Origin of the sequence: Rugamonas fusca (genome assembly GCF_014042365.1) — a bacterium.
Classification (GTDB): domain Bacteria; phylum Pseudomonadota; class Gammaproteobacteria; order Burkholderiales; family Burkholderiaceae_D; genus Rugamonas; species Rugamonas fusca.
Genome location: NZ_JACEZS010000041.1, coordinates 1 through 25,950 on the forward strand (window position 1 = coordinate 1; position 25,950 = coordinate 25,950).

Below are 25,950 nucleotides of genomic sequence, written 5' to 3' on the forward strand. Positions count from 1 at the left end.
TCAAAGCTTGATGACCATAGCAAGTTGGTCCCACCCCTTCCCATCCCGAACAGGACCGTGAAACAACTCTGCGCCGATGATAGTGCTGCAACCAGTGTGAAAGTAGGTTATCGTCAAGCTAGTTATTCGAAAAAACCCCGCTGACATGTGTTGGCGGGGTTTTTTTTCGTCCCTACCCCTCCCCATCAGCCGCCCCTGTTGCAGCGCGCGGTGAAAACTTTTCACTTCAGCGGTCAATTCATTTCAACCTCTCCCGGCGGTGCAAGCGGGTGCGCCCGGCATACACTTCTTCCACAACAAAGAAATTCCACACCGGAGGAGAAGACATGCAAGCCTGGAATCAGATCTACACGCCATTCGGCAGCCTGGGGCTATCGGCCCTGGTCGCCGCTATTCCCATCATTTTCTTTTTTCTTGCGCTTGCCGTCTTGCGCATCAAAGGTCACGTAGCGGCCGCCATTACGCTGGCGCTGGCACTGGCCGTCGCCATCTTCGCTTATGGCATGCCCGTGCCGCAGGCCCTGGCCGCCGCAGGCTTCGGCTTTGCCTACGGCTTGTGGCCAATCGCGTGGATTATCGTCACCGCCGTTTTCCTCTACAAGATCGTGGATCAGACCGGCCAGCTCGAAATCATCCGCGCTTCCGTCCTCTCGATCACGGATGACCAGCGCCTGCAGATGCTGTTGATCGGCTTTGCCTTCGGCGCCTTCCTCGAAGGCGCGGCTGGTTTCGGCGCGCCGGTGGCGATCACCTCGGCGCTGCTGGTCGGCCTGGGCTTCAATCCCCTGTACGCGGCAGGCCTGTGCCTGATCGCCAACACGGCCCCGGTGGCGTTTGGCGCCATGGGTATTCCCATCATCGTCGCCGGCCAGGTGACGGGCATCGATGCGATGCAGATCGGCGCCATGGCCGGCCGCCAATTGCCGCTGCTGTCGGTGGCCGTGCCGTTCTGGCTGGTGTTCATGATGGATGGCAAGCGCGGCATCAAGGAAGTGTGGCCCGCAGCGCTGGTGGCGGGCGGCAGCTTCGCAGTGACCCAATACGTGACGTCCAACTACCTCGGCCCTGAACTGCCGGATATCACTTCGGCCCTGGTCAGCCTGGTGTCGCTCACCACGCTGCTCAAGGTATGGCAACCGGCCGGCGCCAAGGCTGGCGCGCGCAGCACCATTTCGATGGGCGGCGGCACGGCGGCCATGGCTACTTTCGGTGGTTTCGCGGCGGCTGGCACGGCGCCAGTCGGCGGTCGCACCAAATCGCCCTACACCACGGCGCAGACCATTCGCGCCTGGGCGCCGTTCGGCATCCTGACCGCGATCGTCACGGTATGGAGCCTGCCGCAATTCAAGGCGCTGTTTGGTGCCAAAGGCGCGCTGGCTGGCGCGGTCCTGAAATTCCATGTACCGTTCCTTGACCAGATGGTCATGAAGACCGCGCCTATCGTGGCCACGCCCAAGGCTTACGAGGCACTGTACAAGCTGGACCTGCTGTCGGCCGTTGGTACCGCCATCCTGCTGACGGCTTTCATCTCGATGCTGCTGCTGCGCATGAAGCCAAGCGACGGCGCGCGTGCCTTCCGTGCCACCGTGGTCGAGCTGCGCCGTCCCATCCTGTCGATCGGCCTGGTGTTGGCGTTCGCGTTCGTCGCCAACTACTCGGGCATGTCCTCCACCCTGGCACTGGTATTGGCCGGTACCGGCGCCGCGTTCCCGTTCTTCTCGCCATTCCTAGGCTGGCTGGGCGTGTTCCTGACCGGTTCCGATACGTCCTCCAATGCCCTGTTCTGCTCCCTGCAGAACACCACCGCCCACCAGATCAACGTGTCCGACACGCTGCTGGTGGCCGCCAACACGACCGGTGGGGTGACGGGCAAGATGATTTCGCCACAGTCGATCGCCGTCGCCTGCGCCGCCACGGGCCTGGTGGGACGTGAATCCGAGCTATTCCGCTTTACGCTCAAACATAGCCTGCTATTTGCGGCCATCGTTGGTATCATGACCGTGCTGCAGGCTTATGTGTTCACGGGGATGATTCCGCACTAATTCTTCTCCGTGGCTGTTTGCAGCGCCCGTCCTTCACCGGACGGGCGCTGTTGCATTTAATGTACCGCCGGTGAGATCACCATGCCACGTCGTTTCCCTCCTGTTCATGCCCTGTCCGCGTTCGAGGCGGCGGCCCGCGCCGGCTCCTTCGCGGAAGCGGCCAACACCCTTTGCATCACGCCTTCCGCGCTGTCGCACCGTATTCGCCTGCTGGAGGATTTTGTCGGTGAGCGGCTGTTCATCCGCGATGGCCGCGCCGCCACGCTGAGTCCATTCGGCCGCAGTTACCTGGATGTGGTGTGCCAGGCGCTTCGCGTGCTGACCGACTTTCCGCTGCCGCACAAGACCATGCCCGCCCAGCAGCGCGTGAAGATCACGGTGCCGCCCACCTTCGCGCGCTACCTGCTGATGCCCAAGCTGGCCAGTTTCACGGAGGCCCATCCCGAGATCGTGGTCGAAGTGTTCCTGTCCGTGCCCCTTTACGACCTGTGCCTGAACGAATCGGACCTGGAGGTGCGCTTTGGCGCGGGTAAATACCCGGACATGGTGACCACCAAGCTGTTCGAGGAACCGGCCTTCGCCGTGGCCAGTCCCGCCTACCTGGAGCGCATCGGTGGGATCGCCACCCCGGCCGACCTGGGCAAGGCCACATTGTTGCGCTCCGCGTTGGAACCGTGGCAGCCGTGGTTCAAGGAAGCTGGCATGGACTGGCCGGAACCGACCAACGCGTTGCGCGTGGACGACCTTGGCCTGCTGCTGGAAGCGGTTCGCCACGGCCATGGCGTGGCACTCTCGCGACAACACTTCGCGCAGCAGATGATCGCCAGCGGCGAAGTGGTACAACTGTTCGACATCCGCCTGGCCTCGCCGCCGCACGCCTACTACATCGTGTACGAGCAAAGCCCGGGCCTGCGGCCGGAGGTGACGCTGTTCATCGACTGGCTGATGGCGACCTACGCCGGCACATGAAAATAGTTCAGCTCTGCGGTTAATTCTTTTCACCGCAGCGCTCCACCTTGTGTCGCTACACTGGACGGCATTCACATCGTGAGGCCATCCATGAACGCGCCGTCCCCCGACATCCCATTTACCGCAGAACGCCAGCGCGCCGTCGTGGCCGCGCTGCGCACCGCGCTGCCCGCGCACTGCGTGCTGTTCAACGAAGAAGATACCCGACCCTATGAATGCGACGGCCTGACGGCCTATCGCCAGTTGCCCATGGTGGTGGCGCTGCCCGAAACGGAAGCGCAGGTGATCGCCGTGTTGCAGGCATGCCGCGCGCTGCAGGTGCCGATCGTGCCGCGCGGCGCCGGTACGGGCCTGTCCGGCGGCGCGATGCCGATCGCGGACGGCATCGTGCTGTCGACCGCCAAGATGAACCGCATCGTCACCGTCGACGCCAATGCGCGCACGGCGGTGGTGCAGCCGGGCGTGCGCAACCTGGCCATCTCGGAGGCAGCCGCCCAGCACGGCCTGTACTACGCGCCCGATCCGTCGTCGCAAATCGCCTGCACCATCGCTGGCAACGTGGCCGAAAACTCCGGCGGCGTGCACTGCCTGAAATACGGCCTGACCGTGCACAACGTGATGCGGGTGCGCATGGTCAGCATCGACGGCGAGATCGTTGAACTCGGTGGCGGCGCGCTGGACGCACCCGGCCTGGATTTGCTGGCCGTGTTCATCGGCTCCGAAGGCATGCTGGGCGTGGTGACGGAAGTGACGGTCAAGCTGATTCCCAAGCCGCCCGTTGCGCGCGTCATCATGGCCTCGTTCGACGACGTGGTGCGCGGCGCGGATGCGGTGGCCAGCGTGATCGCGGCCGGCATCATCCCGGCCGGCCTGGAGATGATGGACCGTACCAGCGCGCGCATGGTGGAGCCGTTCTGCAAGGCCGGCTACGATACGGACGCCGCAGCCATCCTGCTGTGCGAATCGGACGGTCTGGCCGAGGAAGTGGAGGAGGAGATCGGGCGCATGAGCGCGGTGCTCAAGCAGTCCGGCGCCACCGCCATCGCCGTGTCGCAGAACGAGGCCGAGCGCATGCGCTTCTGGTCCGGCCGCAAGAACGCATTCCCGGCGGCGGGCCGCATCTCGCCCGACTACTACTGCATGGACGGCACCATCCCCCGCAAGCGCCTGGCCGAAGTGCTGTTGGGGATCGCCGCCATGGAAACCAAATACGAGCTTCGCTGCGCCAACGTGTTCCATGCCGGTGACGGCAATCTGCACCCGCTGATCCTGTTCGATGCCAACCTGCCGGGCGAGTTCCACCGCGCCGAGCAGTTCGGCGAGGAGATCCTCGCGCTGTGCGTGGAAGTGGGTGGCACCATCACGGGAGAGCACGGCGTGGGCATCGAAAAGATCGACTCCATGTGCGCCCAGTTTACCTTGCAGGAAGTGGCGGCCTTCATCGGCGTCAAGCGCGCGTTCGACACGGCCTTCCTGCTCAACCCCAACAAGGCCATCCCCACGCTGGACCGCTGCGCCGCCTACGGCAAGCGGCAGACGCGGGGCGGGCTGTTCAAGTTCGTCAAAGGATGACCGGCATGCAATCGCAATTGACCCAATTCCGCGAGCGCATCGCCGCCGCCACCGCCACCCGAACCCCGCTGCGCCTGCGCGGTGGCGGCAGCAAGGACTGGTATGGCCAGGAGCCGCGCGGCGACCTGCTCGACACCACGCCCTACAGCGGCATCGTGGCCTATGAACCGACCGAACTGGTGATTACGGCGCGCTGCGGCACGCCGCTGCGCGAGATCGAGGCGGCGCTGGCACAGGAGAACCAGATGCTGGCGTTCGAGCCGCCGCACTTCGGCCCCGGCGCCACCGTCGGCGGCATGGTCGCCTGCGGCCTGTCCGGACCGCGCCGCGCGGCCGTGGGCGCCTTGCGCGACTTCGTGCTGGGCGCCGTGCTGATGGATGGCCACGGCGAAGCGCTGGGCTTCGGCGGCCAGGTGATGAAGAACGTGGCCGGCTATGACGTCTCGCGCCTGCTGGCCGGTTCGCTCGGCACGCTGGGCCTGATCCTGGAAGTGTCGCTCAAGGTCCTGCCGCGCCCTGTGGCGGAAACGACGGTGCGGCTGCAGATGAAGCAGCAGCAGGCGCTCGACAACTTGAACCGCTGGGGCGGCAAGCCCTTGCCGCTGTCGGCCAGCGCCTGGCGCGACGACGTGCTGGCCGTGCGCCTGTCCGGCGCCCAGGCGGCCGTGGCGGCGGCGCTGCGCCAGATCGGCGGCGAGGTGATGGACGTGGCCGAGGCGGACGCCTACTGGCAAGGCCTGCGTGAGCAGACCGATGCCTTCTTTACGGCGGACCAGGCGACGCCGCTGTGGCGCTTGTCCGTGCCATCGGTCGCCCCGGCCAGCCCGAACGCCGGTGCCCAGTTGATCGAGTGGGGCGGCGCCCAGCGCTGGCTGCGCTCGGCGGCCGATCCGGCCAGCGTGCGCGCGCTGGCGCAGGAGCTGGGCGGCCACGCCACGCTGTACCGGGGCGGCTCACGCGATGCTGGCGACGGCGGCGTGTTCCATCCGCTGGCGCCGGCCGTCCACGCCATACACCGCAATCTCAAGCACACTTTCGACCCGGCGGGCATTTTCAATCCGGGCCGCATGTACCAGGACCTGTAGCCATGCAAACCAATCTCGCAGCCCAATTTCTCAACACGCCGGATGGCGACGAAGCCGAAGCGATCCTGCGCAACTGCGTGCACTGCGGCTTTTGCACGGCCACTTGCCCCACCTACCAGCTGCTGGGCGATGAACTGGACGGCCCGCGTGGCCGCATCTATCTGATCAAGCAGGTGCTGGAAGGCAGGCCGGCCACGGCCAAGACCCAGTCGCACCTGGACCGCTGCCTGACGTGCCGCAATTGCGAAACCACCTGCCCATCCGGCGTGCACTACAGCCGTCTGCTCGACATTGGCCGCAAGGTGGTGGACCAGCAGGTGCCCCGGCCTGCGGGGCAGCGCTTCGCCCGCACCCTGCTCAAGGAAACCCTGCCGCGCGAATGGCTGTTCACGCCCGCCATGAAGGCCGGCCAGATGCTGCGGCCACTGTTGCCGCAATCGTTGCGGGACAAGGTGCCGCATGCGCATCCTGCCGGTGCCTGGCCCACCGCTCCGCAGGCGCGGCGCATGCTGCTGCTCGATGGTTGCGTGCAGCCGGCCATGGCGCCCAACATCAACAGCGCCACGGCGCGCGTGCTGGCCGCCGTTGGGGTGGAGCTGGTGGTGGCGCCGCGCGCCGGTTGCTGCGGCGCGATCCGCTATCACCTCAATGACCAGGACGGCGGCCTCGATGACATGCGCCGCAATATCGACGCCTGGTGGCCGGAAGTGGAGGCTGGCGTGGAGGCCCTGGTGATCACGGCGTCGGGCTGCGGCGCGACGGTCAAGGAATATGGCCATTTGCTGCGCGATGATCCGGTCTATGCGGAGAAGGCCGAGCGCGTGTCGGCGCTGGCCAGGGATGTGAGCGAAGTGGTGTGCGAATTCGAGGATGCCCTCGCTTCGCGCATCCGTGGCAAGCTGGCGCAGCCGGTCGCCTACCATCCGCCTTGCACCCTGCAGCACGCCCAGAAGATCCGGGGCAAGGTGGAAGGCCTGCTGCGGGCAATCGGCGTGGACGTGCGCCTGTGCGCCGACAGCCACCTGTGCTGCGGCTCGGCCGGCACCTATTCCGTGTTGCAGCCGGAGCTGTCGTACCAACTGCGCGACAGGAAGGTGGCCAATCTGGAAGCGACCGGCGCGGCCCGCATCGTATCGGCTAATATTGGTTGCCAGACCCATTTGCAGTCCGGGACGGAGCTCCCGGTCGGCCACTGGATAGAACTGGTTGACCAGTTGCTGGCGCAGGCAACATAGACCAAACGATAAGGAGACGAGCATGAAAAACTTATGGAGAGTCCTGGCTGCGTTGTGCGCGGTGCTGCTGATGCAGGCCAGCGCGCTGGCGGCCAATACCGGCGGCGGCGCCGATGAGGCGGTGGCGCTGGTCAAGCGCGCCGTGGCCTACATCAAGGCCAACGGCACGGAGAAGGCCTACGCGGAATTCAGCAATCCCAAGGGGCAGTTCGTCGAGGGCGACTTGTACATCTTCGTGTATGACCTCAATGGCGTCAGTCTGGCCATCGGCAATGGCAACAGCGCGCGCATGGTGGGCAAGAACCTGATGGACATGCGCGACGCGGAGGGCAATTACCTCATCAAGGGGCTGGTCAACGTGGCCAAGACCAAGGGCCAGGGCTGGTTCGATTACAAGTGGCCCAACCCGGTCAGCAAGGCCGTCGAGCAGAAATCCAGTTACGTCGAACGCTTGAACGATACGCTGGTTGGCTGCGGCATCTACAAGCCTGTCAAGTAGTTCAGGCGGCGCCCTTGCTCGTGCTGTCGCCATCGCCCTTGCGCAGGGTCCAGAAGGTGAGCGACGACAGGACGGTCAGCACGGCCAGGGTGAGGAAGGCGTGGTGCAGGGCGGACGTGAGCGCCGCCCGGTTGGTCTGCGGCAGGCCGCCCAGGTACCAGCCTGTGACCAGCGAGCCGCAAGCCAGGCCAAAGCTCATCGACAGTTGCTGCATGGAGCTGGCGATGGTGCTGGCCATGCTGGTGTCGCGCCCTTCCACGTCGGCGTAGGCGATGCTGTTCATGCTGGAGAACTGCAGCGAGTTGAAAAAGCCCAGGCACAGGCCGATGGCCACGATGGCGTAGATCGGGGTACCGGCCCGCACCAGCGAGTACAGGCTGATGGTCAGGCCGATCAGCACCGTGTTCACCACCAGTACGCGACGGTAGCCGAAGGTGGACAGCAGGCGCACGGAGATGAACTTCATGCCCATGGCCGCGGCGGCGGCCGGCATCATCAGCAAACCCGATTGCCAGGCCGGCAGGCCCAGGCCGAGCTGGTACAGCAGCGGCAACAGGAAGGGCATGCCGCCCATGCCCAGCCGCGTGAGAAAACCGCCCGCCACCGACACCCGGAAGGTACGAATGCGCAGCAACGACAGCCGCAGCAGCGGATGGGGCTCGTCCCTGGCGTGCCAGACGTAGGCACCGAGCAGGCTGGCCGCCAGCAGGAACAGGATGCCGGTCGATGTGGCGTCGATCCGGTGTTCGCCGAAGATCTCCAGCAGCCAAGACAGCAGCGCGATGCCGGCGCCGAACAGCACCAGTCCGATCAGATCGAGTGGCCGCTCCTGTTCGCCGTGATAGTCCGGCATGTAGCGCAGGGCCAGTGCGATGGCAGCCATCCCCACCGGCACGTTGACGAAGAAGATCTCGCGCCAGGAAAGCCAGTGCACGATCAGGCCCCCCACCGTGGGCCCCAGCAAAGGTCCGATCAGGGCCGGCACGATCACGAAGTTCATCGCCCGCAGTAGTTCGGACTTGGGAAAGGTACGGATGATGGTGATGCGCCCGACCGGCATCATCATGGCCGCCCCGAAGCCCTGCAGCAGGCGCGCCGCCACCAGCATGGGCGAGTTGACGGCCAGGCCGCACAGGATGGAGGCAATCGTAAAAATGGCCACGGCCGTGGTGAACACGCGCCGGGTGCCGAAGCGGTCCGCCATCCAGCCACTGACGGGGATGGAGACGGCCAGGCTGAGTATGTAGCTGGTGACGACGGCTTTCAGGCTAAGTGGTGTCACTTGCAGGCTGGCGGCCATGCTGGGCACGGCCGTGTTGACGATGGTGGAGTCCAGCTGCTCCATGAACAAGGCGGTGGCGACCACCCAGGGCAGGTAGCGTTTGGCGGCGGAGCTGGTGGTCTCGGTCATGGTGCCTGTATTTGCCTGTCTATGCGCGCGATGCAATACGTCGATTGTCACATAATTGGCCAGCGCGTGTCGGTTCCGCGACAGGGTGCGCCGTTCCAGCCGCGCGTCACGAGGCCGTCACGAAAGCGGCGTAAGTTGCGTTTCATCGACACGGGGATGGAGGCGCAATGGACGGCAAGGCATTGTTTCCGCCGGCAGCGGCAGTGGCGGCAGTAGGGCGGCGCAACTTCATGCGGCAAGCGTGTTCCACGGCCTTGCTGGGCGCGGGCGGGCTGGCGCTGGCCGGCTGCGGCAGCACCGGCGGCGGCCCGGCCCCGCACGTGGCGGCCAGTTTCGCCCATGGCGTGGCCAGCGGCGATCCGCTGACGGACCGCGTGATCCTGTGGACCCGTGTCACGCCACACATCGCACCCCACCTCCCACCGCACGGGCAGGCGGACATCGCCGTGCGCTGGTGGGTGGCCACCGACCCCGCCATGCAGTCCGTGGTGGCGGCCGGTACGGCAACCACCAGCGCCGCCCTTGATTTCACCGTCAAGGTGGATGCGACGGGCCTGCTGCCGGGCCACGTGTACTACTACCAGTTCGCGGCAGACTCGGTGAAGTCGCCCTTGGGCCGCACCAGGACGCTGCCGCGCGCGGACGTGCGCCAGGTCCGGCTGGCCGTGTTCTCGTGCGCGAATTACCCGGCCGGCTACTTCAACGTGTATGCCGATGCGGCGCACCGCGACGACATCGACGTGGCGCTGCACATCGGCGACTACATCTACGAATATGAAAGCGACGGTTACGCCTGCGACCGCGCCGAGGAACTGGGCCGCGTATCCGAGCCGCGCGACCTGCTGCTGCAACTGGACGACTATCGGCGCCGCTACGCCCAATACCGCACCGATCCTGACCTGCAGGCGCTGCATGCGAGCGTGCCATTCATCACCGTTTGGGACGACCACGAATTCGCCGACGACGCGTGGCGCGATGGCTCGGCTGATCACGTGAGCTCTCGCCAGGGACCATTCTCGCTGCGCAAGGCGGCCGCCATGACAGCCTATCACGAATGGCTGCCGATCCGGGCGCCTGACCCATCGACGCCGGAAAAGATCTACCGTTCCTTCGATTTCGGCAGTGTGCTGTCGCTGCACATGCTCGACACGCGCCTGGTCGGCCGCGACCAGCAGTTGGTGCTGGCCTCCTATTACGACGAACAGCATCACTTCGACGCGGAAAAATACCGGCACGACCTGCTTTCCCCGAACCGCACGATGATGGGGGGCGAGCAGATGGCATGGCTGGAATCGCAGGTGGCCGCGTCGCACGCCCGCTGGCAGGTGCTGGGCCAGCAGGTGCTGATGGCGCGCATGGAATATCCGACCGCCGTCGCCATGGGCGAGTGCAATTGCACGGATTTCGCGGCCCTCAAGCGGCGCGCCGAATGCGATCCGGCCAGCGTGGGTGACCGGGAGCGGCGCTGGCTGGCGGCGCCCTCGCTGCCGTGCTACCTCGATTCGTGGGACGGCTACCAGAACGATCGCGAACTGGTGTTCGCCATGATGCAGCGGCATCGCAAGAACATGGTGGTGCTGGCCGGCGATTCGCACAACGCCTGGGCCAGCGACCTGCACGATGCGCAGGGCCGGCAGGTGGGCGTGGAGTTCGCCACCGCGTCCGTCTCGTCGCCGGGCATGGAGGGCGCGTATCCGGAACGCGACCCGGACGACGTGGCCGCCATGATGGTGGACCTGATCGCACCCCTGTACTACGCCCAGACCAGCAAGCGTGGCTACATGGTCGTGACGGCGTCCCACGAACAGGTGCGCTGCGACTGGCGCTTTGTCGACACCGTGTTCGACCGGCGCTACACGGCGGCCACGGAACGCAGCCTGCGTGTCCTGCCGGGGCCGGGCAACCGCAAGCTGGAGGAGTGCGTCGGCTAGCCGGCGCTGTTGCCCCAGCTATCCTCGAACATGACGTCGGCCAGCGGCCGGCGCGTGTCCCACCGTTCCAGTTCCAGCATGGGGGCGCGATAGAACCCGGGAACCTGGCCCACGCACAGCACGGCGATGGGCTGGCTGCCCTCGGGCATGGCGCACAGTTCGCGCAGGCGCTGCGGATCGAACATGGAGACCCAGCCCACGCCTATGCCTTCGGCGCGTGCGGCCAGCCAGAAGTTCTGCAATGCGCAGGCGGCGGAGGCCAGGTCCATCTCCGGCATGGTGCGGCGGCCGAAGACGAAGTTGTCACGCTTGTCCATCAGTCCTACCACCAGTACTTCCGCGCAGGTAAGGATGCCTTCCACCTTGAGCTGCATGAATTCCTCGGCGCGCTTGCCCAGTGCCTGCGCCGTGAGGATGCGCTCCTCGTTCACATGGGCGTGGATGCGCGCGCGCAGTTCGGCGCTGGCGATGCGGATGAAGCGCCACGGCTGCATCAGCCCCACGCTGGGGCCGGCGTGGGCGGCGGCGATGAAGCGCTCCAGCTGGCCCGCGTCGAGCGGATCGGAGGTAAAGTGGCGGATATCGCGCCGTTCGCGGATCGCGCGGTAGACGCCGGCGATTTCGGCGTCGTCGAAGGCGTGCGGGTTCATGCGGTCTCCTGATGCTGAGGGGGCAGCGCGAGCAGCGCGTCCAGCAGCGGGCGGCTCGCTTCGGCGATGCGGTCCAGGCTCGCTTCGCGCAGCTGCGCCGTGTCCACGGTGGTGGATGAATTCAATCCGGCCCAGCGCAGCAGGGCGCCGCATGCTTGCGGCGTGTCGAACAGGCCGTGCAGGTAGGTGCCCAGCACCTGGCCATCTTCCGAGCACGCGCCTTCCGGGCGGCCGTTGATGCTGAACGCGGGGCGGCCCAGTGCGGCGCCGGTGGAGATGCCCATGTGGATCTCGTAGCCGGACACCGGGGCGCTGCTATCGTCGAAGGCGCAAATGCCCTGCACCTGCACCAGCCGTTTTTCCGGCGTCATTTCCGTGTCCATGTCGAGCAGGCCCAGTGCGGGCGAGGTGCCGGGCGTGCCTTCGATGCCACGCGGGTCGCATACGGCGCGCCCCAGCATCTGGAAGCCGCCACAGATGCCGATCACCTTGCCGCCGTAGCGCAGGTGGCGGGCAATGTATGCGGGCCAGCCTTGTGCGCGCAGCCATTCCAGGTCGGCCCGCGTGTTCTTGCTGCCGGGGAGGATCACCAGGTCGGCGGGCGGTATCGCCTCGCCCTGGCGCACGAAGCGCAGGTCCACGTCGGGATGTGCCCGCAGGGCGTCGAAGTCCGTGTGGTTGCTCATGCGCGGCAGGCTGGGGACCACCACGCGAAACGCGCCGCGCGTGGCCTGCACTGGCTGCACGGCGTCTTCCGCGTCCAGGAACAGGCCGTGCAGGTAGGGCAGCACGGCCAGCACGGGCTTGCCCGTTCGCTGCTCCAGCCAGTCGAGGCCTGGTTCCAGCAGCGAGATATCGCCCCGGAAGCGGTTGATGACGAAGCCGATGATGCGCCGGCGCTCGCTGTCGGACAGGCAGGACAGCGTGCCGACGATGTGGGCGAACACGCCGCCGCGGTCGATGTCGGCCACCAGGATCACCGGGCAGTCCACGGCTTCGGCGAAGCCCATGTTGGCAATGTCGCGGTCGCGCAGGTTGATCTCGGCCGGGCTGCCGGCGCCTTCCACCACCACCGCCTCGTACTGCGCGGACAGGCGCTGGTGCGAGGCCAGCACGGCTTCCATGGCGATGCTCTTGTACTGGTGGTAGTCGCGGGCGTTCATGTCGGCCCGCACCTGGCCGTGGATGATGACCTGGGCGCCCGTGTCGCTGGACGGCTTGAGCAGCACCGGGTTCATGTCCGTGTGCGGCGCCAGCCCGGCGGCGATGGCTTGCAGCGCCTGGGCGCGGCCGATCTCGCCGCCATCGGCCGTGACGGCGCTGTTGAGCGCCATGTTCTGCGGCTTGAACGGCGCCACGCGCACGCCGCGCTGTTTGAGCAGGCGGCACAACGCGGCCACCACCGTGCTTTTGCCGGCGTCCGACGTGGTGCCTTGCACCATCAGGGTGGGGAAGGGGAAGGTCATTTTGTCCGCTCCTGCCAGAGGGCCACCATGTCGCTGATCTGGCGCAGGCCTTCCGTGATGGCGGACGGGCCGGGCGACAGGATGTCGGGCGATTTGATCTCGAACAGCATGCCGTTGCGCACGGCGGGAATCGTGTCCCAGCCTGCGCGGGAACGCAGCGAATCGGGCTGAAACTTCTTGCCGCACCAGGAGCCGATGATGATATCCGGTGCGCGCCGCACCACCTCCATCGGGTCGGCGATGATGCGGTCCTTCGCGCTCTGGTGGGCGGATAATGCGGGGAAGGCGTCCTCGCCGCCGGCGATGACGATCAGTTCCGCCGCCCAGCCGATGCCGCTCATCAGCGGCTCGTTCCATTCCTCGAAGTAGATCACGGGCTTGCGCGTCCATTGCGCGGCGCGGGTGCGGGCCGCGTCCACGCATGATCGCAGCTGCGCCACCAGCTCCCGGCCCGCCTCTTCGCGCTGCACCAGCGCGGCCAGCACGGACACCATGCGCAGGATGCCATCCAAGCTGCGCTGGTTGAACAGGTGGACCTCCACCCCGGCTTGCGCCAGGTCGCGGCAGATGTCGGCCTGCAGGTTGGAAAAGCCGATCACCAGGTCCGGCTGCACGGCCAGGATGCGTTCCAGCCTGGACGACGAGAAGCCGCTGATCTTGGTCTTTTCCTCGCGCGCGCGGGGCGGGCGCACGGTGAAGCCGGAGATGCCGGCGATGGTGTGTTCCGCGCCCAGCGCGTACAGGGTTTCCACCGACTCGGTGGAGAGGCAGGCGATGCGTTGGTAGTGGCTCATGGTTTGTTCCTGTGCTGGCGCGCCAGATCGAGTTTTTCGCACAAGGCGGCGGTGCCTGCGATCATGCGGGGGCCGGCGCGGTTGAGCAATTCTCCGTTCAGCGTGAACAGGTTGCCGTTGCGGACCGCCTTCATGGTGGCATAGGGCCGCCACAGGTTGACGCCGCCGTAGTTCTTCTCGGCCGTGCCGAAGATGGCTTCCGGGTCTTCCTGCAGCACCGCTTCCACGCTGACGGTGGGGGCGACCGTCTTCAGTTTGCCGAAGATGTTCTCGCCGCCGCACAGGCGGATGCTGTCGCTGACGATGTGGGTGCCGTTGAGCGTGTACAGCGGCTTGTCCCACACCTGGTAGAACATGCGCACGGGCGGCCGGCCCGCGTATTTGGCGGCCAGCGCATCGAGCTGCTGGCGCAGCTCGGCCGCCGCCGGCTGGGCGACGGCTTCGGTGCCCATCAACTGGCCCAGGCGCAGCACGCTGTCGGGGATGGCGTCCAGCTTGTGCGGCTCGCTGTGGAACATGGGGATGCCCAACTGGCGCAGCGCGTCGATCTGGCGCGGCGTGCTGCCGTGCAGCCAGACCACCAGCAGGTCCGGCTTCATGGCGATGATGCGTTCCAGGTCCACTTCGCGGTTGTCACCGACGCGCGGGATGGCCTTGGCCGCCGCCGGATAGTCGCTGTAGCTGACGGTGCCGATGATGCGGTCGCCGCCGCCGGCCGCGAACAGCAGCTCGGTCGCGTGCGGCGCCAGCGACATGATGCGCCGGGCCGGCTGCTGCACGGTGACGGGCACGCCGTCGTCGTCGCGCACGGTGATGGCGGCGCTGGCGTGGCAGGCATACAGCAACGTGAGTAGGGCGGGAAAAATCTTCATAATTTGACGCAATTCCATTCGTTTAATGCATGATCCAATCGCCGCCAGCCTGCTTCGTCCGGCGGCAGGCCGAGGCGGATGCCGCGCGCGGCGTGGCGGAACAGGCGCACCCAGATGCCCCGTTCAGCCATGTGCTGCCAGAAGCTCTCGGCGTCAGGTTCCGGCCACCACTGGAACAAGGCGCTGCCGCTGGCGTGGATGCCGTGGGCGGCCAGCAGTTGCCGCAGGCGTTCGCCTTCCGCGCACAGGCGCGCGCGCATGGCGTCCTGCCACGGCTGGTCATGCAGCGCGGCCAGCGCGACTTGTTGGGCGGGGCCGCTGACAGTCCATGGCCCAAGCAGGTCGGCCAACTGGTCCAGCAGCGCCGGCTGGGCCGCAACGAAGCCGAGCCGGATGCCGGCCAGCCCGAAAAATTTGCCGACCGAGCGCAGCACGATCAGCCCGGGCCTGCCGGCTTGCGCACAGATGCTGGCGCTGGTGGCCGTGTCACCAAACGCTTCGTCGACCACCAGCCAGCCGCCGCGCGCGGCCAGCGCATCGGCCCAGCGCAGCAGTTGCTGCGGCGGCACCATGGCGCCGGTAGGGTTGTTGGGATTGCAGACCACCATCACGTCGCAGCCATCGACCGCGCTATCCAGCTGCGCATAGTCCACCTGCCGCCGCGTGTGGCCGTGGCCTGACCAGTGGTGCGCGTGCTCGGCGTAGGACGGCGCCGCCACCACCACCCGTGATGGCGCGCGCAAGCGGGGCAATGCCTGGATGGCGGCTTGGGTGCCCGCCACGGGCAGCATCAGTGGCGCGCCGTAGTAGGCGGCAGCGGCGGCGGCCAGCGCGGGATCGGCTTCCGGCAGTCGATGCCACGCATTGGCCGCCACGATCGGCGCGGGATAGTGGTGCGGATTGATGCCGGTGGACAGATCCAGCCAGTCGTGTTGGCCGAAGCGCCGCGCCGCGTCGCGCAGGTTGCCGCCGTGTTCAAGCATAGTGGTCCTTCAAGTACAGGGGAATGGCAATGGCGGCAATGCAGGCCAGCCATAACCAGGTGGTGCGGGCCACCAGTCGCCATGCGCGCGCGATGTCGTGCGCGCCGGCCGGTTGGCCGCTGCCCAGCGGCGGGCGCTGTTCGATTTCGCCGTCGTAGGTGGCGGGGCCGCCCAGGGCCAGGCCCAGCGCGCCGGCGCCGCTGGACATGACGGGGCCCGCATTGGGGCTGCTCCACGCGGGCGCCTGCGCGCGCCAGCAGCGCCAGGCGCGCCGCTTGCCTTCCATGGTGGACGCCAGCAGGACGTAGGACAGGGCAGTGAGCCGGGCTGGCAGATAGTTGAGCGCATCGTCGATGCGGGCGGCGGCACAGCCAAAGCGCAGCAGGCGCGCGGTGCGATAGCCCCACATGGCATCCAGCGTATTGGCCAGCCTGAACAGGACGGCGCCGGGGCCGCCCGCCACGATGAACCAGAACAGGGTGCCGAATACGGCGTCGTTGCCGTTTTCGAGCAGCGATTCGGCGCTGGCCTTGGCCAGGTCCGAATCGCTGGCGCTGGCCGTATCGCGGCTGACGATGCGGGCCGTGAGCCGGCGCGCCGCATCGAGGTCGCCGCTGCGCAGCGCCTGGGCGATGGGCAGATTGTGGTCGCGCAGGCTGCGCAGGCCGATGCAGAAGTAGAGCAGCAGTGCATCCACGGCGGGGCCGCCGGCCGTGCACAACAGCGTGGCCGCCAGCACGGGCGGTACTACGGCCAGCAGCCAGGCCGACAGCCCACGCCAGAATCGCAAGCGGCCGCGATTGAGGCGGCGTTCCAGCCAGTAGGCCAGGTTGCCGAAACCGACCAGCGGATGCCAGCGCCGGGCTTCGCCCAGCAGCAGGTCCAGCAGCACGCCGGCCGCCAGCAGCACGGCGATGGCGGGCAGGCTCAGTCCTGTCAGCACGGCGCGCCTTTGAGGTAGAGCGGCAGGCCGGCGGCCACGAAGATGGCGCGGTCGCACACGGCGGCCACGGCCTGGTTCAGGCGGCCCGCTTCGTCCATGAAGCAGCGCGAGATGGCGCCCATGGGGATGATGCCCATGCCCACCTCATTCGACACCAGCAGCACGTCGCCGGCGCAGTTGGTCAGCGCTTGCAGCAGTGCGGCGCGTTCCGCGTGGAAGCGGGGCGGCAGGGCGATATCATCATTGTCCGGCCACTCTTCGCCGCCGCTGAACAGCAAGTTCGACAGCCACAGCGTGAGGCAATCGACCAGCACCACGCGCTGCGGTGTGCACCAGCGGGACAGTGCATCGGCCAGTGCCAGCGGTTCCTCCACCGTGATCCAGCGGGCGTCGCGCTGGCTGCGGTGGTGGGCGATGCGGCTGGCCATTTCGCCGTCGCCCGCTTGCGCGGTGGCGATGTAGACCAGTTCCTTGCCGGTGGCGATCGCCAGTTTCTCGGCAAAGCCGCTCTTGCCCGAGCGCGCGCCGCCCAGCACCAGGGTGCCGGTCATGCCGCGCTCCTTCGCAGGAACAGCGCGGCCGTGGCGGCGGGGCAGGAGGCGAAATAGGCGTGGAAGTAGGACGCCGTCAGCGAGCCGGCGCGGTACACGGCTTCGCCCTGGGCGTCGGACGGATGCTTGATCGTGTAGGCGATGGGTGCCAGTTCCGTGTGCAGTTGCGAGTAGTGGAAGGTGTGGCCGCGCAGCAGGCCGTGGGGCGTGATGATGCCTTGCGATCCCAGTCCCGCCAGGCGCGTTTGCATGCGCACCTCACCCGGCAGCAGACCGGCCATGGGCCATATCTCGCCCTGCGGGTCGCTCAGCGTTTCGGCCAGCGCCATCATGCCGCCGCATTCGGCCACGATGGGCATGCCGGCCGCATGGGCGGCGCGGATCGAGTCGCGCCAGGTGTGCGCTTGTGAAAGCGCCTGGGCGTGCAGTTCGGGGTAGCCGCCCGGCAGGTAGACGGCGTCCGCATCGGCCGGCACTGGTTCATCGGCCAGGGGCGAGAAGTAGCGCAGCGTGGCGCCCAGTGTTTCCAGCGTGTCCAGGTTGGCCGGGTAGAGGAACATGAAGGCCGCGTCGCGCGCGACGGCGACCGTCTTGCCGTCCAGTTGCGGCGCCTGCCGTGCTGGCGCTGGTGGCATGTCGAGTTGGACGGGCGGCAGGTGGTTCCAGGCCGCTTCGTCGAATGTGAGGCTGTCAGCGAGCTGGTCGAGCAGGGCGTCGATGCCGCCCACTTCGTCCGGCAGCACCAGGCCCAGGTGGCGTTCCGGCAGCGACTTGTCCTGGCGCGCCAGGGTGCCGAACAGGGGGATGTCGCGCAGGGAGGCGGCGATCATGGCGGCGTGGCCGGGGCTGGCGACGCGGTTGGCGATCACGCCGGCCATCTCGACCGGGCCATAGTCGCGCAGGCCATGCACCAGCGCGCCGGCCGTTTGCGCCATGGCCGAAGCGTCGATCACGGCCATCACGGGCACCTGGAATTGGCGTGCCAGGTCGGCGCTCGATGGCGTGCCATCGTATAGTCCCATCACGCCTTCGATCAGGATCGCGTCCGCTTCGGTGGCCGCCTGGGCCAATTGGGCGCGGCACTGCTCGGCGCCCACCATCCACAGGTCCAGCGAGCGCACCGGCGCGCCGCTGGCCCGCTCCAGCAGCATGGGATCGATGAAGTCGGGGCCGCACTTGAACACGCGCACGCGCTGGCCCATGCGCACCAGCTTGCGCGCCAGCGCGGCGGTGGTGGTGGTCTTGCCCTGGCCGGAGGCGACGGCCGCCACCAGCACGGCTTTCACTGCGATCTGCTTGTCCATCACCACTCCGTGCCTTCCTGCGCGCCGATGCCGGCCTTGAAGGCGTGTTTGACTTCGCCCATTTCGGTGACCGTGTCGGCGATGGCGATCAGCTCCGGCGGCGCGCCGCGGCCCGTGATGACGACATGCTGCATGGTGGGGCGATCCAGCAGGTCCGCGATCACGGTGTCGACGTCGAGATAGCGGTACTTGAGCGCGATATTCAGTTCATCGAACAGCACCAGGCCGATGGCGGGATCGGACAGGAAGGTCCTGGCCTGCTGCCATGCCACCCTGGCTCTTTCGATGTCGCGCTCGCGGTCCTGGGTTTCCCACGTATAGCCCTCGCCCATGGCGTGGAAGCTCACCTCGTCGGGAAAGCGGCGCAGGAATTTCTCCTCGCCGGTGGACATGGCGCCCTTGATGAACTGGACGATGCCCACTTTCATGCCGTGCCCCATGGCGCGGATGGCCATGCCGAAGCCGCTCGAGCTCTTGCCCTTGCCGTTGCCGGTGTTGACGATGATGATGCCGATCTGCTTGTCGGCGGCGGCGATCCTGGCGTCGATGATGGCCTTTTTGCGCTCCATGCGCAGCCGGTGGCGCTGGTTGATGTCGTCGGTATTCGCTTCGCTCATGCGTGGTCCTCGGTGGGGATGAAAATGCTGCGTTGGCCGTGCTGTATGGTTTCGATCGGGTGGCCCAGGTAGTCGCTCAGGATGGGGGCCTGCATCACGTCGGCGATGGGGCCGGCGCGCCAGCGGCCATCGCCCATCAGCAGCAGCGCGTGGGTGGAGACGCTGTGCGCCAGGTTCAGGTCGTGGCCTATCATCACCACGGTCTTGTTCTGCTGGCGGCACAGGCGGGCCAGCAAGCGCATGACGCTCACCTGGTGCGCCAGGTCGAGCGCGTTGGCCGGTTCATCGAGCAGCAGCAGCGGCGTGTCCTGCGCCAGCATGGCGGCGATGGCCACGCGCTGGCGTTCGCCGCCGGACAGGGTGCGCACGTCGCGCGCGGCCAGGTCGGCCACTTCCATCGCCGCCAGCGCATCGCGCGCCAGCTTGTGGTCGTCGCTGCCTTCCCAGTAGCGGTTGCCGTGGTAGGGGTGGCGCGCGGCCAGCACGGTTTCCAGCGCCGTGTAGGCGAAGGCGTCGCTGCGGGCCTGGGCCAGGAAGGCGCGGGTGCGCGCCAGTTCTTCCAGCGGCCAATCGCGCAGGGCACGCTGGCCGATGGTGACGCTGCCCGCGTCGGGCTGGCGCAAGCCGGCCAGGGTGCGCAGCAGCGTGCTTTTTCCGGCCCCGTTGCGGCCGATCACGCTCCAGCACTGGCCGTCCTCGACGTGCCACGTCAACTGGTCGATCAGCGTGCGCGCGCTGGTGCGCAGGGTGAGTTGGTGGGTACGGATCATCTTATTTTCGCAAGCGGTGCAGTTGGTACAGGAAGATGGGCGCGCCCACCAGCGACGTGACCACGCCCACCGGCAGCTGCTGCGGCGCCAGCACGGTGCGCGCCAGCGTGTCGGCCAGCACCAGGAAGCTGCCGCCGGCCAGCGTGGCGGCCGGGATCAGCACGCGATAGTCGGGGCCGAACGCGAAGCGGCAGGCGTGCGGCACGATCAGGCCGACAAAGCCGATGCTGCCGGCACTGGTCACGGCGCTGGCCGTGAGCAGGCCGGAACAGAAGAACAGCCCCTTGCGCAGGGCGCCCACGCGGATACCGAGCGTGGCGGCCGCCTCCGCGTGCAGTGCCATCACGTTCATGGCGCGCGCGCTGCGCAGGGCGAACCACAGGCCAGCCGCTAGTACGGCCCATGGCATCCACCGTTGCGGCGCGCCGGCCAGGTCGCCGATCAGCCAGAACACCATGCTGCGCAAGCGGCTTTCGGGTGCGATCGACAGCATGAGGGTGACGATAGCCATGCAGACCGAGGCCAGGATGACGCCCGTGAGCAGCAGCAAGGCGGTGCCGCCTTCGGCCGCCGTGCCGCCGCGCAGGTCGCGCCGGGCCAGGATGTACAGCAGTAGCGAGACGGTGACGGCGCCTGCGAAGGCGGCGGCGTCGATCATCCACGTGGCGCACATGAACAGCAGGGCGGCCAGCGCGCCGACCGAAGCGCCGCCGGAAATGCCCAACACATAGGGATCGGCCAGCGGATTGCGCAACAGCGCCTGCATCATCACTCCCGCCAGCGACAGCGCGGCGCCGGTGACGAACGCCGTGGCGGCGCGCCCGCCGCGCAGTTCCAGCAGGGTGGCGGCCAGCGAGTCGGCGCGGCCGTGCAGCAGCGCGTCGATGGCACCGGGCAGGTCCGACAGCGGGACCGATACCGATCCCATCATGCTGGCGAACAGCAGGCTGGCGACGGCGCACAGCAGCAGCGAGGTGACGATCACGCTGGTGCGCTGGCGCAGGTTGTGGAGGGAAGGATGCATGAACTGCCTTTTGATTGTAAGTCTGCTGCCGCCGGACGGGGAAGCCTCGCCCGGCAGGTTACACCTTATTTGTAGCCGTAGCGCAGGCCGGCGAACACGGTGGAACCGGCGGTGCTGTAGAAGCGCGCCAGTGTGTACTGCTTGTTGGCGACGTTATTCCAGCGCAGCAGGGCCGACCAGTCTGGCGTGATCTGCCACGTGGCGTACAGGTTCACCAGCCCATAGCCGCCCAGCCGGTTCTTGTTGGCCGCGTCGTCGTAGCGGGCGCCGGACAGCGTCAGTTCCATGCCGCCCTTGACCGGGCCGGTGACGTAGTCGAGCGCCAGGTTGGCGTGGCGTTGCGCGCGGCGCGCGAGTCGCTTGCCGGTGGTCTCGTCCTTCGGATCCTGCAGGTCGACCGTGGCGGCCAGTTCGAAGTCGCCCTGCTTGCGGCCACCCTCGAGCGTCAGGCCTTCGAGCAGCGCGTGGTTGACGTTGTAGGCGCAGCTGTAGCTCTTCGGCGTGGTGTTGTAGGGGCAGGGCGTGACGCTGACGATCAGGTCGGTGAGGCGGTTATGGTAGTAGCGCGCGGCCAGCGTGGTGCTGCCGTCGTCGTAGTTCAGGCCCGCTTCCGCATTGCGGCCCAGCTCGGGCTTGTTGGTCAGCAGGCCGTAGCCGGGGTAGTACAACTCGTTGTAGGTCGGGGCGCGGAAGCTGGTGCCCACGCTGGCGCTGGCGCGCAGCTGGCGGGTGAAGCTGTAGCCGTAGCCGGCCGCGCCCGTGGTCTTGCCGCCGTATTCGGAATTGTCGCGGCGGATGCTGGCGTTGAACAGTTGCGCGCCGCGCTTGGCGTTGTAGGACGCGGCGTAGGCATTGGTGCTGCGGTCGCGGTTCAACGTCGTGACGCTGGTCGAGTTGACCGATTCCTCGCGGTGGTCGTACAGCAGTTGCAGCACGTCGGCGCCGATCTGAAGATCGTTCTGCCACGTGAAGTCGGTCTGTTTGGTGTTGAGCTGGGCGCGGTCCTTGGGCAGGTCGCCGGTGAAATTGCCCGACTCGTCGCGCGCTTGCGCATATTGCAGCAGGCTGGTCCAGCCGGGCAGCAACTGGTTGCGGCTGTAGATGGCGGCGTTCTCCAGCTTTTGCAGGCTGCGCGTGTCGTAGCTGGATGGGCCGCTGTCGTATTGGGCATCGAGTTTGCTGTGCATGAACAGCGCGCCGAGTTCATGGCCGGGTGCCAGGCGCAGGCTGACCTGGCCGGCCGCGCTTTCCTTGTCATAGCCATCCCGGTCCGGATTGTAGGAGTAATTGCCGGGGACCGTGGAGGAGAAACCGTCCGACTTTTCCTTGCCGGCGCTGAGCGCGTAGCTGATGCTGTGCTCACCGCCGGTCGCGCCCGATACGCTGGCCTCGGCCGTCCGCGTGTTGTCGCCGCCGTAGCCTGCGGCGGCCGTCAGTACGGGCTTACCCTCGCCCTTCTTCGTGAAGATCTGGATCACGCCGCCGATCGCGTCGGCGCCGTACATGGTGCTGAGCGGGCCGTACACCACTTCGATGTGGTCGATGGCCGTCAGCGGGATGGCGCTCCAGTTGGCCGCACCCGTGGTGGATGAGCCGATGCGCACGCCGTCCACCAGCACGATGTTCTGATTGCTGTTGGCGCCGCGGATAAACACGCTGGCGCTGGTGCCCGGCCCGCCGTTGCGCGCCACCTCGATGCCGCGCTGGCGTTGCAGCAGTTCGATCACGGAGCCGGCGCCAGATTGCGCGATCTGCGCCGAATCGATGGTCAAGGTGTCGCTCAGGACGTCGGCCGCCAGTTGCGGCGCGCGCGCGGCGGTGATGAAGACGGCGCTGCCGGCGATATCGTTCTGGGAGTCGGCAAAGACGGAGGGCGTGGCGAAAGCGAGCGCGATTGAGGCCGCAACGGCGCGGCGGGAAACTGGAAAAGTCATGGCAAATCTTCTGTAAAAGAGCAACCGGCCGACGTCCCCGTAGGCCAGATTGAACAGAAGCGGTGAACTGGAATAGCACATGGCAGCCCGCACAGGCAGGCATGGTCCGTGTCGCGCAACTCCCCGTTCGCTCACTTCCACCTGATTTGGCCGGTATCCGGGCTGGCAAGTGGCGCCGCCTCACCTTCCCATGCCTAAGCACAGTGGTTGTTCGAGGCGGTTCGTCGCAGGTTGCGCGACACTTGCTTACCGTTGCGGGGGCAGCACACGTTGGCCGTCTGGACGGCTCCGTGTTTCCCGTTTAACTGCACGTCTGGACAGACGTGCGGGCACCAAAACGTCGTCATTATACGGCTTGCGCGCACGGGGGCAAGCGCGGCTTGCGATCTGCCTGTCAGTCCTGCAGGACGATGCGTTCGCCGTAGGCGGTGCTGTGCGGCGTGCTGGCGGCGCGCAATGCCATGTCGGCGGGCGCGAGGCCGGCATGGCAGGCCATCAGCAGGCGGATGGTGCCGGCATGGCAGACGACGATGGCGTCCGATGGCGCTGCGGCCTGCAACGATGCGTGGAAAGCGGCGACGCGTGTGGCCATTTGCAGCACGCTTTCGCCGCCGCCGGGCCGGTAGTGGGCCGGCGCGGCGGCCCAGGCGTCGATCTCCATGCGCGGGATGTCATCCCAGTGTTGCATCTCCCATGTGCCGAAGTGCAGTTCGGCCAGGCGGGAATCGTAGATGGGCGGGATGGAGGTGAGCCGTTTCGCCAGCTCTGCGCAGCGCTGTAATGGGCTGGAGTAGATTGGTGCGCCGGCCGGGAGCGTGCCGTCCAATGTGGCGAAGACCTGGTCGATGTGTTCTTGTGCGACTGCCAGGTCGGTGCTGCCGTAGCAAACGCCGGCGGCGACCAGCGGTTGCGGGTGGCGGATAAGGGTGATGCGCATCAGTGCCAGGCGCTGCGGCCCAGGCTGGCCAGCAGGCACAGATAGATCGCCACTTCGGACACTTGCTGCACGGCGCCCAGGCAGTCGCCCGTGTAGCCGCCGATGCGGTTCACGCATTTCTGCGCCAGCCAGCAGGCGGCTGCAGACGCGGCGAGCAGGCTGGCCGCGAGTGCGGGCCAGGACAGCCATCCGGTGATGCCGCATACGGCCGCCGGCAGCAGCGCGCAGGTCGTGGCGATGGCAAATTCGGCGTTGCTCATTTTTTGTGCCAGCGGTTTCGCCTTGCCTTCGTCGCGCGCATAGTCGAGGCGCCAGATCAGGGCGGTCGACGTGAGGCGCGATAGTGGATGGGCGACGAACAGCGCGGCGATGGCCACCGTCGGCGGCAGCAGGGACAAGGTCACGCATTTGAGCGCGAGCATGCAGACGATGCCGATCGCGCCGTATGCGCCTATGCGCGAGTCCTTCATGATTTCCAATACGCGCTGCCCGGTCAGGCCGCCGCCAAAGCCGTCGCACATGTCGGCAAAGCCGTCTTCGTGGAAAGCGCCGGTGGCGTAGATGGTGGCGGCGGTCGCCATGACGGCGGCGACGGGGGGGGGGAACAGGATCGCCGCCAACGCGTAGGTGGCGGCGGCGATGGCGGCCACCACCACGCCTACCAGCGGGAAGTAGCGCGATGCGTGGTTCAGCCACTGCGCCTCGAATCCCACCCAGCGCGGGATAGGCAGCCGGGTAAAGAACTGCAGCGCGGTGAAGAACAGGCGGAGTTGGTGCATGGCTGGTTCTCGCTTCTTCGTCTTATTCCGATTTTTCGCTGACCTGGGCCGATTCGAACGTCGCCATCTGGTTCAGGAAGTTGACGGCCGAATGCAGCAGCGGCAGCGTGAGCGCGCAGCCTGTGCCTTCGCCCAGGCGCAGATTCAACTGAAGCAGGGGGCGCGCGCCCAGGTGATCCAGCATTTTCTTGTGGCCGCTCTCGTCGGAGCAGTGCGAGAACACGCAGTAGTCGAGGATCGCCGGTTGCAGCCGTGCCGCCACCAGCAGGGCGCTGGTGACGATGAAGCCGTCGATCAGCAGCACCATGCGGCGTTCGGCCGCCTTCAGCATGGCGCCGGCCATCATGGCGATTTCCAGTCCGCCGAACGTCGCCAGGATGTCCAGTGGTTCGGTGGCCGATGCGTGCAGGGCGACGGCCGCTTCGATCACGCGCTGCTTGTGCGAGATGCCTTCGGCCGACAAGCCCGTGCCGGCGCCCACGCACTGGGCGACAGGGATGCCGGTCAGCTTGTGCATCAGCGCGGCGGCGGCGGTCGTGTTGCCGATGCCCATTTCACCAAAGCCGACCACGTTGCCATCCAGCTCAGCGACCAGCGCCATGCCGGCCGCGAGCGCGGTGGCGCAGGTGTCGGCGCTCATGGCGGGTTGTTGGGCGAAGTTGTGGGTGCCGCGGGTGAGCTTGCGGTCGGTCAGGCCAGTGCGCGGGCCGAAGTCATGGTTCACGCCAGCGTCGATGATGTGCAGTGCGCAGCCGTTCTGTTGGGCGAACACGTTGATGGCGGCGCCGCGCGCGAGGAAGTTCTCCACCATTTGCCAGGTCACGTCCTGCGGATAGGCGGACACGCCTTCCGCCACCACGCCGTGGTCGGCCGCGAACACGAGGATCGCTGGTTTTTCCAGTACGATTTCGCGCGTGCGCTGGATCAGGCCGATCTGTTTCGCTACCGTCTCCAGCATACCCAGGCTGCCGAGCGGCTTGGTCTTGTTGTTGATGGCGTTATCGAGCAGCGTGGCGAGGGCGTCGTTCTGGGTAGAGGCGATAGCTGGAATGGACATGGTAAATGTGCAATGGCTGGTTTTGGTCGGCGCTACGATAGCACACAGAATTATTTCAAAACCGCCTTGCCAGTGAGGGTAACGGTTTGCTATAGTTCGCCTCCCCGCAAAACGGCGCGTGTAGTGCGAGTTGAGCGGGGTAGGAAACGAGGGGTTGACGAGCTGTACGAAACGCCGCATAATCTCGCTTCTCTGCTGACGAACAAAACGCTTCGCAGTAACGCAGTACCGAATAAAGTTCTTTAACAATTCACAGTCGATAAGTGTGGACGTTTGATGGAAGTGCACGCGGAGCTAGTCTCCGCGATACTTAAAATATCAAATGTTCACAAGAAGTAATGAAATAGGATACTCGCAAGAGTAGCCTGTCAGTATTTTGAGTGAGCGACCCGTTAGAAATAACGGTGCGAGAAATCGCAAACAAACAGAGATTAAACTGAAGAGTTTGATCCTGGCTCAGATTGAACGCTGGCGGCATGCCTTACACATGCAAGTCGAACGGCAGCGCGGGGCAACCTGGCGGCG

Annotated in this window: 23 protein-coding genes, 2 rRNA genes and 1 riboswitch; of the genes, 9 read left to right on the plus strand and 16 right to left on the minus strand. The window is 66.7% G+C overall.

Annotation, left to right across the window (positions count from 1 at the left end; translation table 11 throughout):
* Positions 1-6: 6 nt before the first annotated feature.
* The 7 genes from rrf (at position 7) to H3H36_RS25755 (ending at position 7,402) form a co-directional block, all read left to right on the plus strand.
* Positions 7-119 (plus strand): 5S ribosomal RNA (gene rrf / locus H3H36_RS25725).
* Positions 120-326: 207 nt separating this feature from the next.
* Complete coding sequence (locus H3H36_RS25730; RefSeq protein ID WP_182220885.1) at positions 327-2,042, plus strand: lactate permease LctP family transporter; 1,716 nt, start codon at positions 327-329, stop codon at positions 2,040-2,042.
* 81 nt (positions 2,043-2,123) lie between these two features.
* Positions 2,124-3,011 (plus strand): LysR substrate-binding domain-containing protein, encoded by an 888-nt coding sequence (locus H3H36_RS25735; protein ID WP_182220886.1) that lies wholly within the window; start codon positions 2,124-2,126, stop codon positions 3,009-3,011.
* Between the two features lie 90 nt (positions 3,012-3,101).
* Positions 3,102-4,583 carry an FAD-linked oxidase C-terminal domain-containing protein gene (locus H3H36_RS25740; protein WP_182220887.1) on the plus strand — a complete coding sequence of 494 codons (1,482 nt, stop codon included), beginning with the start codon at positions 3,102-3,104 and terminating at the stop codon, positions 4,581-4,583.
* A 5-nt stretch (positions 4,584-4,588) separates the two neighbouring features.
* On the plus strand, positions 4,589-5,668 hold the full coding sequence (glcE, locus tag H3H36_RS25745; protein ID WP_182220888.1) for a glycolate oxidase subunit GlcE: 1,080 nt from the start codon (positions 4,589-4,591) through the stop codon (positions 5,666-5,668).
* A 2-nt stretch (positions 5,669-5,670) separates the two neighbouring features.
* The gene (gene glcF / locus H3H36_RS25750; protein ID WP_182220889.1) at positions 5,671-6,903 is read left to right on the plus strand and encodes a glycolate oxidase subunit GlcF; all 1,233 of its coding nucleotides are present in this window, start codon (positions 5,671-5,673) and stop codon (positions 6,901-6,903) included.
* A gap of 22 nt (positions 6,904-6,925) precedes the next feature.
* Entirely contained in the window at positions 6,926-7,402 is a 477-nt protein-coding gene (locus tag H3H36_RS25755) for a cache domain-containing protein (protein WP_182220890.1), read from the plus strand.
* Position 7,403: 1 nt separating this feature from the next.
* Here the strand turns inward: H3H36_RS25755 and H3H36_RS25760 are convergent, their stop codons facing one another.
* Complete coding sequence (locus H3H36_RS25760; protein ID WP_182220891.1) at positions 7,404-8,813, minus strand: DHA2 family efflux MFS transporter permease subunit; 1,410 nt, start codon at positions 8,811-8,813, stop codon at positions 7,404-7,406.
* A 167-nt stretch (positions 8,814-8,980) separates the two neighbouring features.
* On the opposite strand from H3H36_RS25760, the gene H3H36_RS25765 reads away from it, so the two are divergent.
* Positions 8,981-10,744 (plus strand): alkaline phosphatase D family protein, encoded by a 1,764-nt coding sequence (locus tag H3H36_RS25765; RefSeq protein WP_182220892.1) that lies wholly within the window; start codon positions 8,981-8,983, stop codon positions 10,742-10,744.
* Here H3H36_RS25765 and bluB read toward each other — a convergent pair.
* The 15 genes from bluB to cobT all read right to left on the minus strand — a co-directional run bounded on the left by bluB (position 10,741) and on the right by cobT (position 25,425).
* The gene (gene bluB, locus H3H36_RS25770; RefSeq protein WP_182220893.1) at positions 10,741-11,394 is read right to left on the minus strand and encodes a 5,6-dimethylbenzimidazole synthase; all 654 of its coding nucleotides are present in this window, start codon (positions 11,392-11,394) and stop codon (positions 10,741-10,743) included. The two genes, H3H36_RS25765 and bluB, sit on opposite strands and share 4 nt — an antisense overlap.
* Positions 11,391-12,860 carry a cobyric acid synthase gene (locus H3H36_RS25775; RefSeq protein WP_182220894.1) on the minus strand — a complete coding sequence of 490 codons (1,470 nt, stop codon included), beginning with the start codon at positions 12,858-12,860 and terminating at the stop codon, positions 11,391-11,393. Before H3H36_RS25775 ends, bluB begins: the two co-directional genes overlap by 4 nt.
* Positions 12,857-13,654 carry an ABC transporter substrate-binding protein gene (locus H3H36_RS25780; protein WP_182220895.1) on the minus strand — a complete coding sequence of 266 codons (798 nt, stop codon included), beginning with the start codon at positions 13,652-13,654 and terminating at the stop codon, positions 12,857-12,859. Before H3H36_RS25780 ends, H3H36_RS25775 begins: the two co-directional genes overlap by 4 nt.
* On the minus strand, positions 13,651-14,526 hold the full coding sequence (locus H3H36_RS25785; RefSeq protein ID WP_182220896.1) for a cobalamin-binding protein: 876 nt from the start codon (positions 14,524-14,526) through the stop codon (positions 13,651-13,653). Before H3H36_RS25785 ends, H3H36_RS25780 begins: the two co-directional genes overlap by 4 nt.
* Entirely contained in the window at positions 14,523-15,509 is a 987-nt protein-coding gene (gene cobD, locus H3H36_RS25790) for a threonine-phosphate decarboxylase CobD (protein ID WP_182220897.1), read from the minus strand. Before cobD ends, H3H36_RS25785 begins: the two co-directional genes overlap by 4 nt.
* Positions 15,502-16,452 (minus strand): adenosylcobinamide-phosphate synthase CbiB, encoded by a 951-nt coding sequence (cbiB, locus tag H3H36_RS25795; protein ID WP_182220898.1) that lies wholly within the window; start codon positions 16,450-16,452, stop codon positions 15,502-15,504. Before cbiB ends, cobD begins: the two co-directional genes overlap by 8 nt.
* On the minus strand, positions 16,446-17,003 hold the full coding sequence (gene cobU, locus H3H36_RS25800; protein WP_182220899.1) for a bifunctional adenosylcobinamide kinase/adenosylcobinamide-phosphate guanylyltransferase: 558 nt from the start codon (positions 17,001-17,003) through the stop codon (positions 16,446-16,448). The genes cbiB and cobU overlap by 7 nt, the downstream gene beginning before the upstream one ends.
* On the minus strand, positions 17,000-18,307 hold the full coding sequence (locus H3H36_RS25805) for a cobyrinic acid a,c-diamide synthase CobB (protein ID WP_182220900.1): 1,308 nt from the start codon (positions 18,305-18,307) through the stop codon (positions 17,000-17,002). Before H3H36_RS25805 ends, cobU begins: the two co-directional genes overlap by 4 nt.
* The gene (gene cobO, locus H3H36_RS25810) at positions 18,307-18,924 is read right to left on the minus strand and encodes a cob(I)yrinic acid a,c-diamide adenosyltransferase (RefSeq protein ID WP_182220901.1); all 618 of its coding nucleotides are present in this window, start codon (positions 18,922-18,924) and stop codon (positions 18,307-18,309) included. The genes H3H36_RS25805 and cobO overlap by 1 nt, the downstream gene beginning before the upstream one ends.
* The gene (locus tag H3H36_RS25815; protein WP_182220902.1) at positions 18,921-19,694 is read right to left on the minus strand and encodes an ABC transporter ATP-binding protein; all 774 of its coding nucleotides are present in this window, start codon (positions 19,692-19,694) and stop codon (positions 18,921-18,923) included. The genes cobO and H3H36_RS25815 overlap by 4 nt, the downstream gene beginning before the upstream one ends.
* Position 19,695: 1 nt before the next feature.
* The gene (locus H3H36_RS25820) at positions 19,696-20,718 is read right to left on the minus strand and encodes a FecCD family ABC transporter permease (protein ID WP_182220903.1); all 1,023 of its coding nucleotides are present in this window, start codon (positions 20,716-20,718) and stop codon (positions 19,696-19,698) included.
* A 65-nt stretch (positions 20,719-20,783) separates the two neighbouring features.
* Positions 20,784-22,652, minus strand: a complete 1,869-nt coding sequence (locus tag H3H36_RS25825; protein ID WP_182220904.1) for a TonB-dependent receptor plug domain-containing protein — start codon at positions 22,650-22,652, stop codon at positions 20,784-20,786.
* Between the two features lie 131 nt (positions 22,653-22,783).
* Positions 22,784-23,004, minus strand: a riboswitch (cobalamin riboswitch).
* A gap of 42 nt (positions 23,005-23,046) precedes the next feature.
* Entirely contained in the window at positions 23,047-23,589 is a 543-nt protein-coding gene (locus tag H3H36_RS25830) for a histidine phosphatase family protein (RefSeq protein ID WP_182220905.1), read from the minus strand.
* Positions 23,589-24,368: an adenosylcobinamide-GDP ribazoletransferase gene (locus H3H36_RS25835; RefSeq protein WP_182220906.1), complete on the minus strand. Its 780-nt coding sequence runs from the start codon at positions 24,366-24,368 to the stop codon at positions 23,589-23,591. Before H3H36_RS25835 ends, H3H36_RS25830 begins: the two co-directional genes overlap by 1 nt.
* A gap of 22 nt (positions 24,369-24,390) precedes the next feature.
* Complete coding sequence (gene cobT, locus H3H36_RS25840; RefSeq protein WP_182220907.1) at positions 24,391-25,425, minus strand: nicotinate-nucleotide--dimethylbenzimidazole phosphoribosyltransferase; 1,035 nt, start codon at positions 25,423-25,425, stop codon at positions 24,391-24,393.
* 433 nt (positions 25,426-25,858) lie between these two features.
* On the opposite strand from cobT, the gene H3H36_RS25845 reads away from it, so the two are divergent.
* Positions 25,859-25,950 (plus strand): 16S ribosomal RNA (locus tag H3H36_RS25845); the annotation flags it as partial.

What these genes read in the sequence shown, in the direction of transcription:
- H3H36_RS25730 (WP_182220885.1), top strand. Translation starts at nt 327, where the DNA reads ATGCAAGCCTGGAATCAGATCTACACGCCATTCGGCAGCCTGGGGCTA.
- H3H36_RS25735 (WP_182220886.1), top strand. Translation starts at nt 2,124, where the DNA reads ATGCCACGTCGTTTCCCTCCTGTTCATGCCCTGTCCGCGTTCGAGGCG.
- H3H36_RS25740 (WP_182220887.1), top strand. Translation starts at nt 3,102, where the DNA reads ATGAACGCGCCGTCCCCCGACATCCCATTTACCGCAGAACGCCAGCGC.
- glcE (WP_182220888.1), top strand. Translation starts at nt 4,589, where the DNA reads ATGCAATCGCAATTGACCCAATTCCGCGAGCGCATCGCCGCCGCCACC.
- glcF (WP_182220889.1), top strand. Translation starts at nt 5,671, where the DNA reads ATGCAAACCAATCTCGCAGCCCAATTTCTCAACACGCCGGATGGCGAC.
- H3H36_RS25755 (WP_182220890.1), top strand. Translation starts at nt 6,926, where the DNA reads ATGAAAAACTTATGGAGAGTCCTGGCTGCGTTGTGCGCGGTGCTGCTG.
- H3H36_RS25760 (WP_182220891.1), bottom strand. Translation starts at nt 8,813, where the DNA reads ATGACCGAGACCACCAGCTCCGCCGCCAAACGCTACCTGCCCTGGGTG.
- H3H36_RS25765 (WP_182220892.1), top strand. Translation starts at nt 8,981, where the DNA reads ATGGACGGCAAGGCATTGTTTCCGCCGGCAGCGGCAGTGGCGGCAGTA.
- bluB (WP_182220893.1), bottom strand. Translation starts at nt 11,394, where the DNA reads ATGAACCCGCACGCCTTCGACGACGCCGAAATCGCCGGCGTCTACCGC.
- H3H36_RS25775 (WP_182220894.1), bottom strand. Translation starts at nt 12,860, where the DNA reads ATGACCTTCCCCTTCCCCACCCTGATGGTGCAAGGCACCACGTCGGAC.
- H3H36_RS25780 (WP_182220895.1), bottom strand. Translation starts at nt 13,654, where the DNA reads ATGAGCCACTACCAACGCATCGCCTGCCTCTCCACCGAGTCGGTGGAA.
- H3H36_RS25785 (WP_182220896.1), bottom strand. Translation starts at nt 14,526, where the DNA reads ATGAAGATTTTTCCCGCCCTACTCACGTTGCTGTATGCCTGCCACGCC.
- cobD (WP_182220897.1), bottom strand. Translation starts at nt 15,509, where the DNA reads ATGCTTGAACACGGCGGCAACCTGCGCGACGCGGCGCGGCGCTTCGGC.
- cobU (WP_182220899.1), bottom strand. Translation starts at nt 17,003, where the DNA reads ATGACCGGCACCCTGGTGCTGGGCGGCGCGCGCTCGGGCAAGAGCGGC.
- H3H36_RS25805 (WP_182220900.1), bottom strand. Translation starts at nt 18,307, where the DNA reads ATGGACAAGCAGATCGCAGTGAAAGCCGTGCTGGTGGCGGCCGTCGCC.
- cobO (WP_182220901.1), bottom strand. Translation starts at nt 18,924, where the DNA reads ATGAGCGAAGCGAATACCGACGACATCAACCAGCGCCACCGGCTGCGC.
- H3H36_RS25815 (WP_182220902.1), bottom strand. Translation starts at nt 19,694, where the DNA reads ATGATCCGTACCCACCAACTCACCCTGCGCACCAGCGCGCGCACGCTG.
- H3H36_RS25820 (WP_182220903.1), bottom strand. Translation starts at nt 20,718, where the DNA reads ATGCATCCTTCCCTCCACAACCTGCGCCAGCGCACCAGCGTGATCGTC.
- H3H36_RS25825 (WP_182220904.1), bottom strand. Translation starts at nt 22,652, where the DNA reads ATGACTTTTCCAGTTTCCCGCCGCGCCGTTGCGGCCTCAATCGCGCTC.
- H3H36_RS25830 (WP_182220905.1), bottom strand. Translation starts at nt 23,589, where the DNA reads ATGCGCATCACCCTTATCCGCCACCCGCAACCGCTGGTCGCCGCCGGC.
- H3H36_RS25835 (WP_182220906.1), bottom strand. Translation starts at nt 24,368, where the DNA reads ATGCACCAACTCCGCCTGTTCTTCACCGCGCTGCAGTTCTTTACCCGG.
- cobT (WP_182220907.1), bottom strand. Translation starts at nt 25,425, where the DNA reads ATGTCCATTCCAGCTATCGCCTCTACCCAGAACGACGCCCTCGCCACG.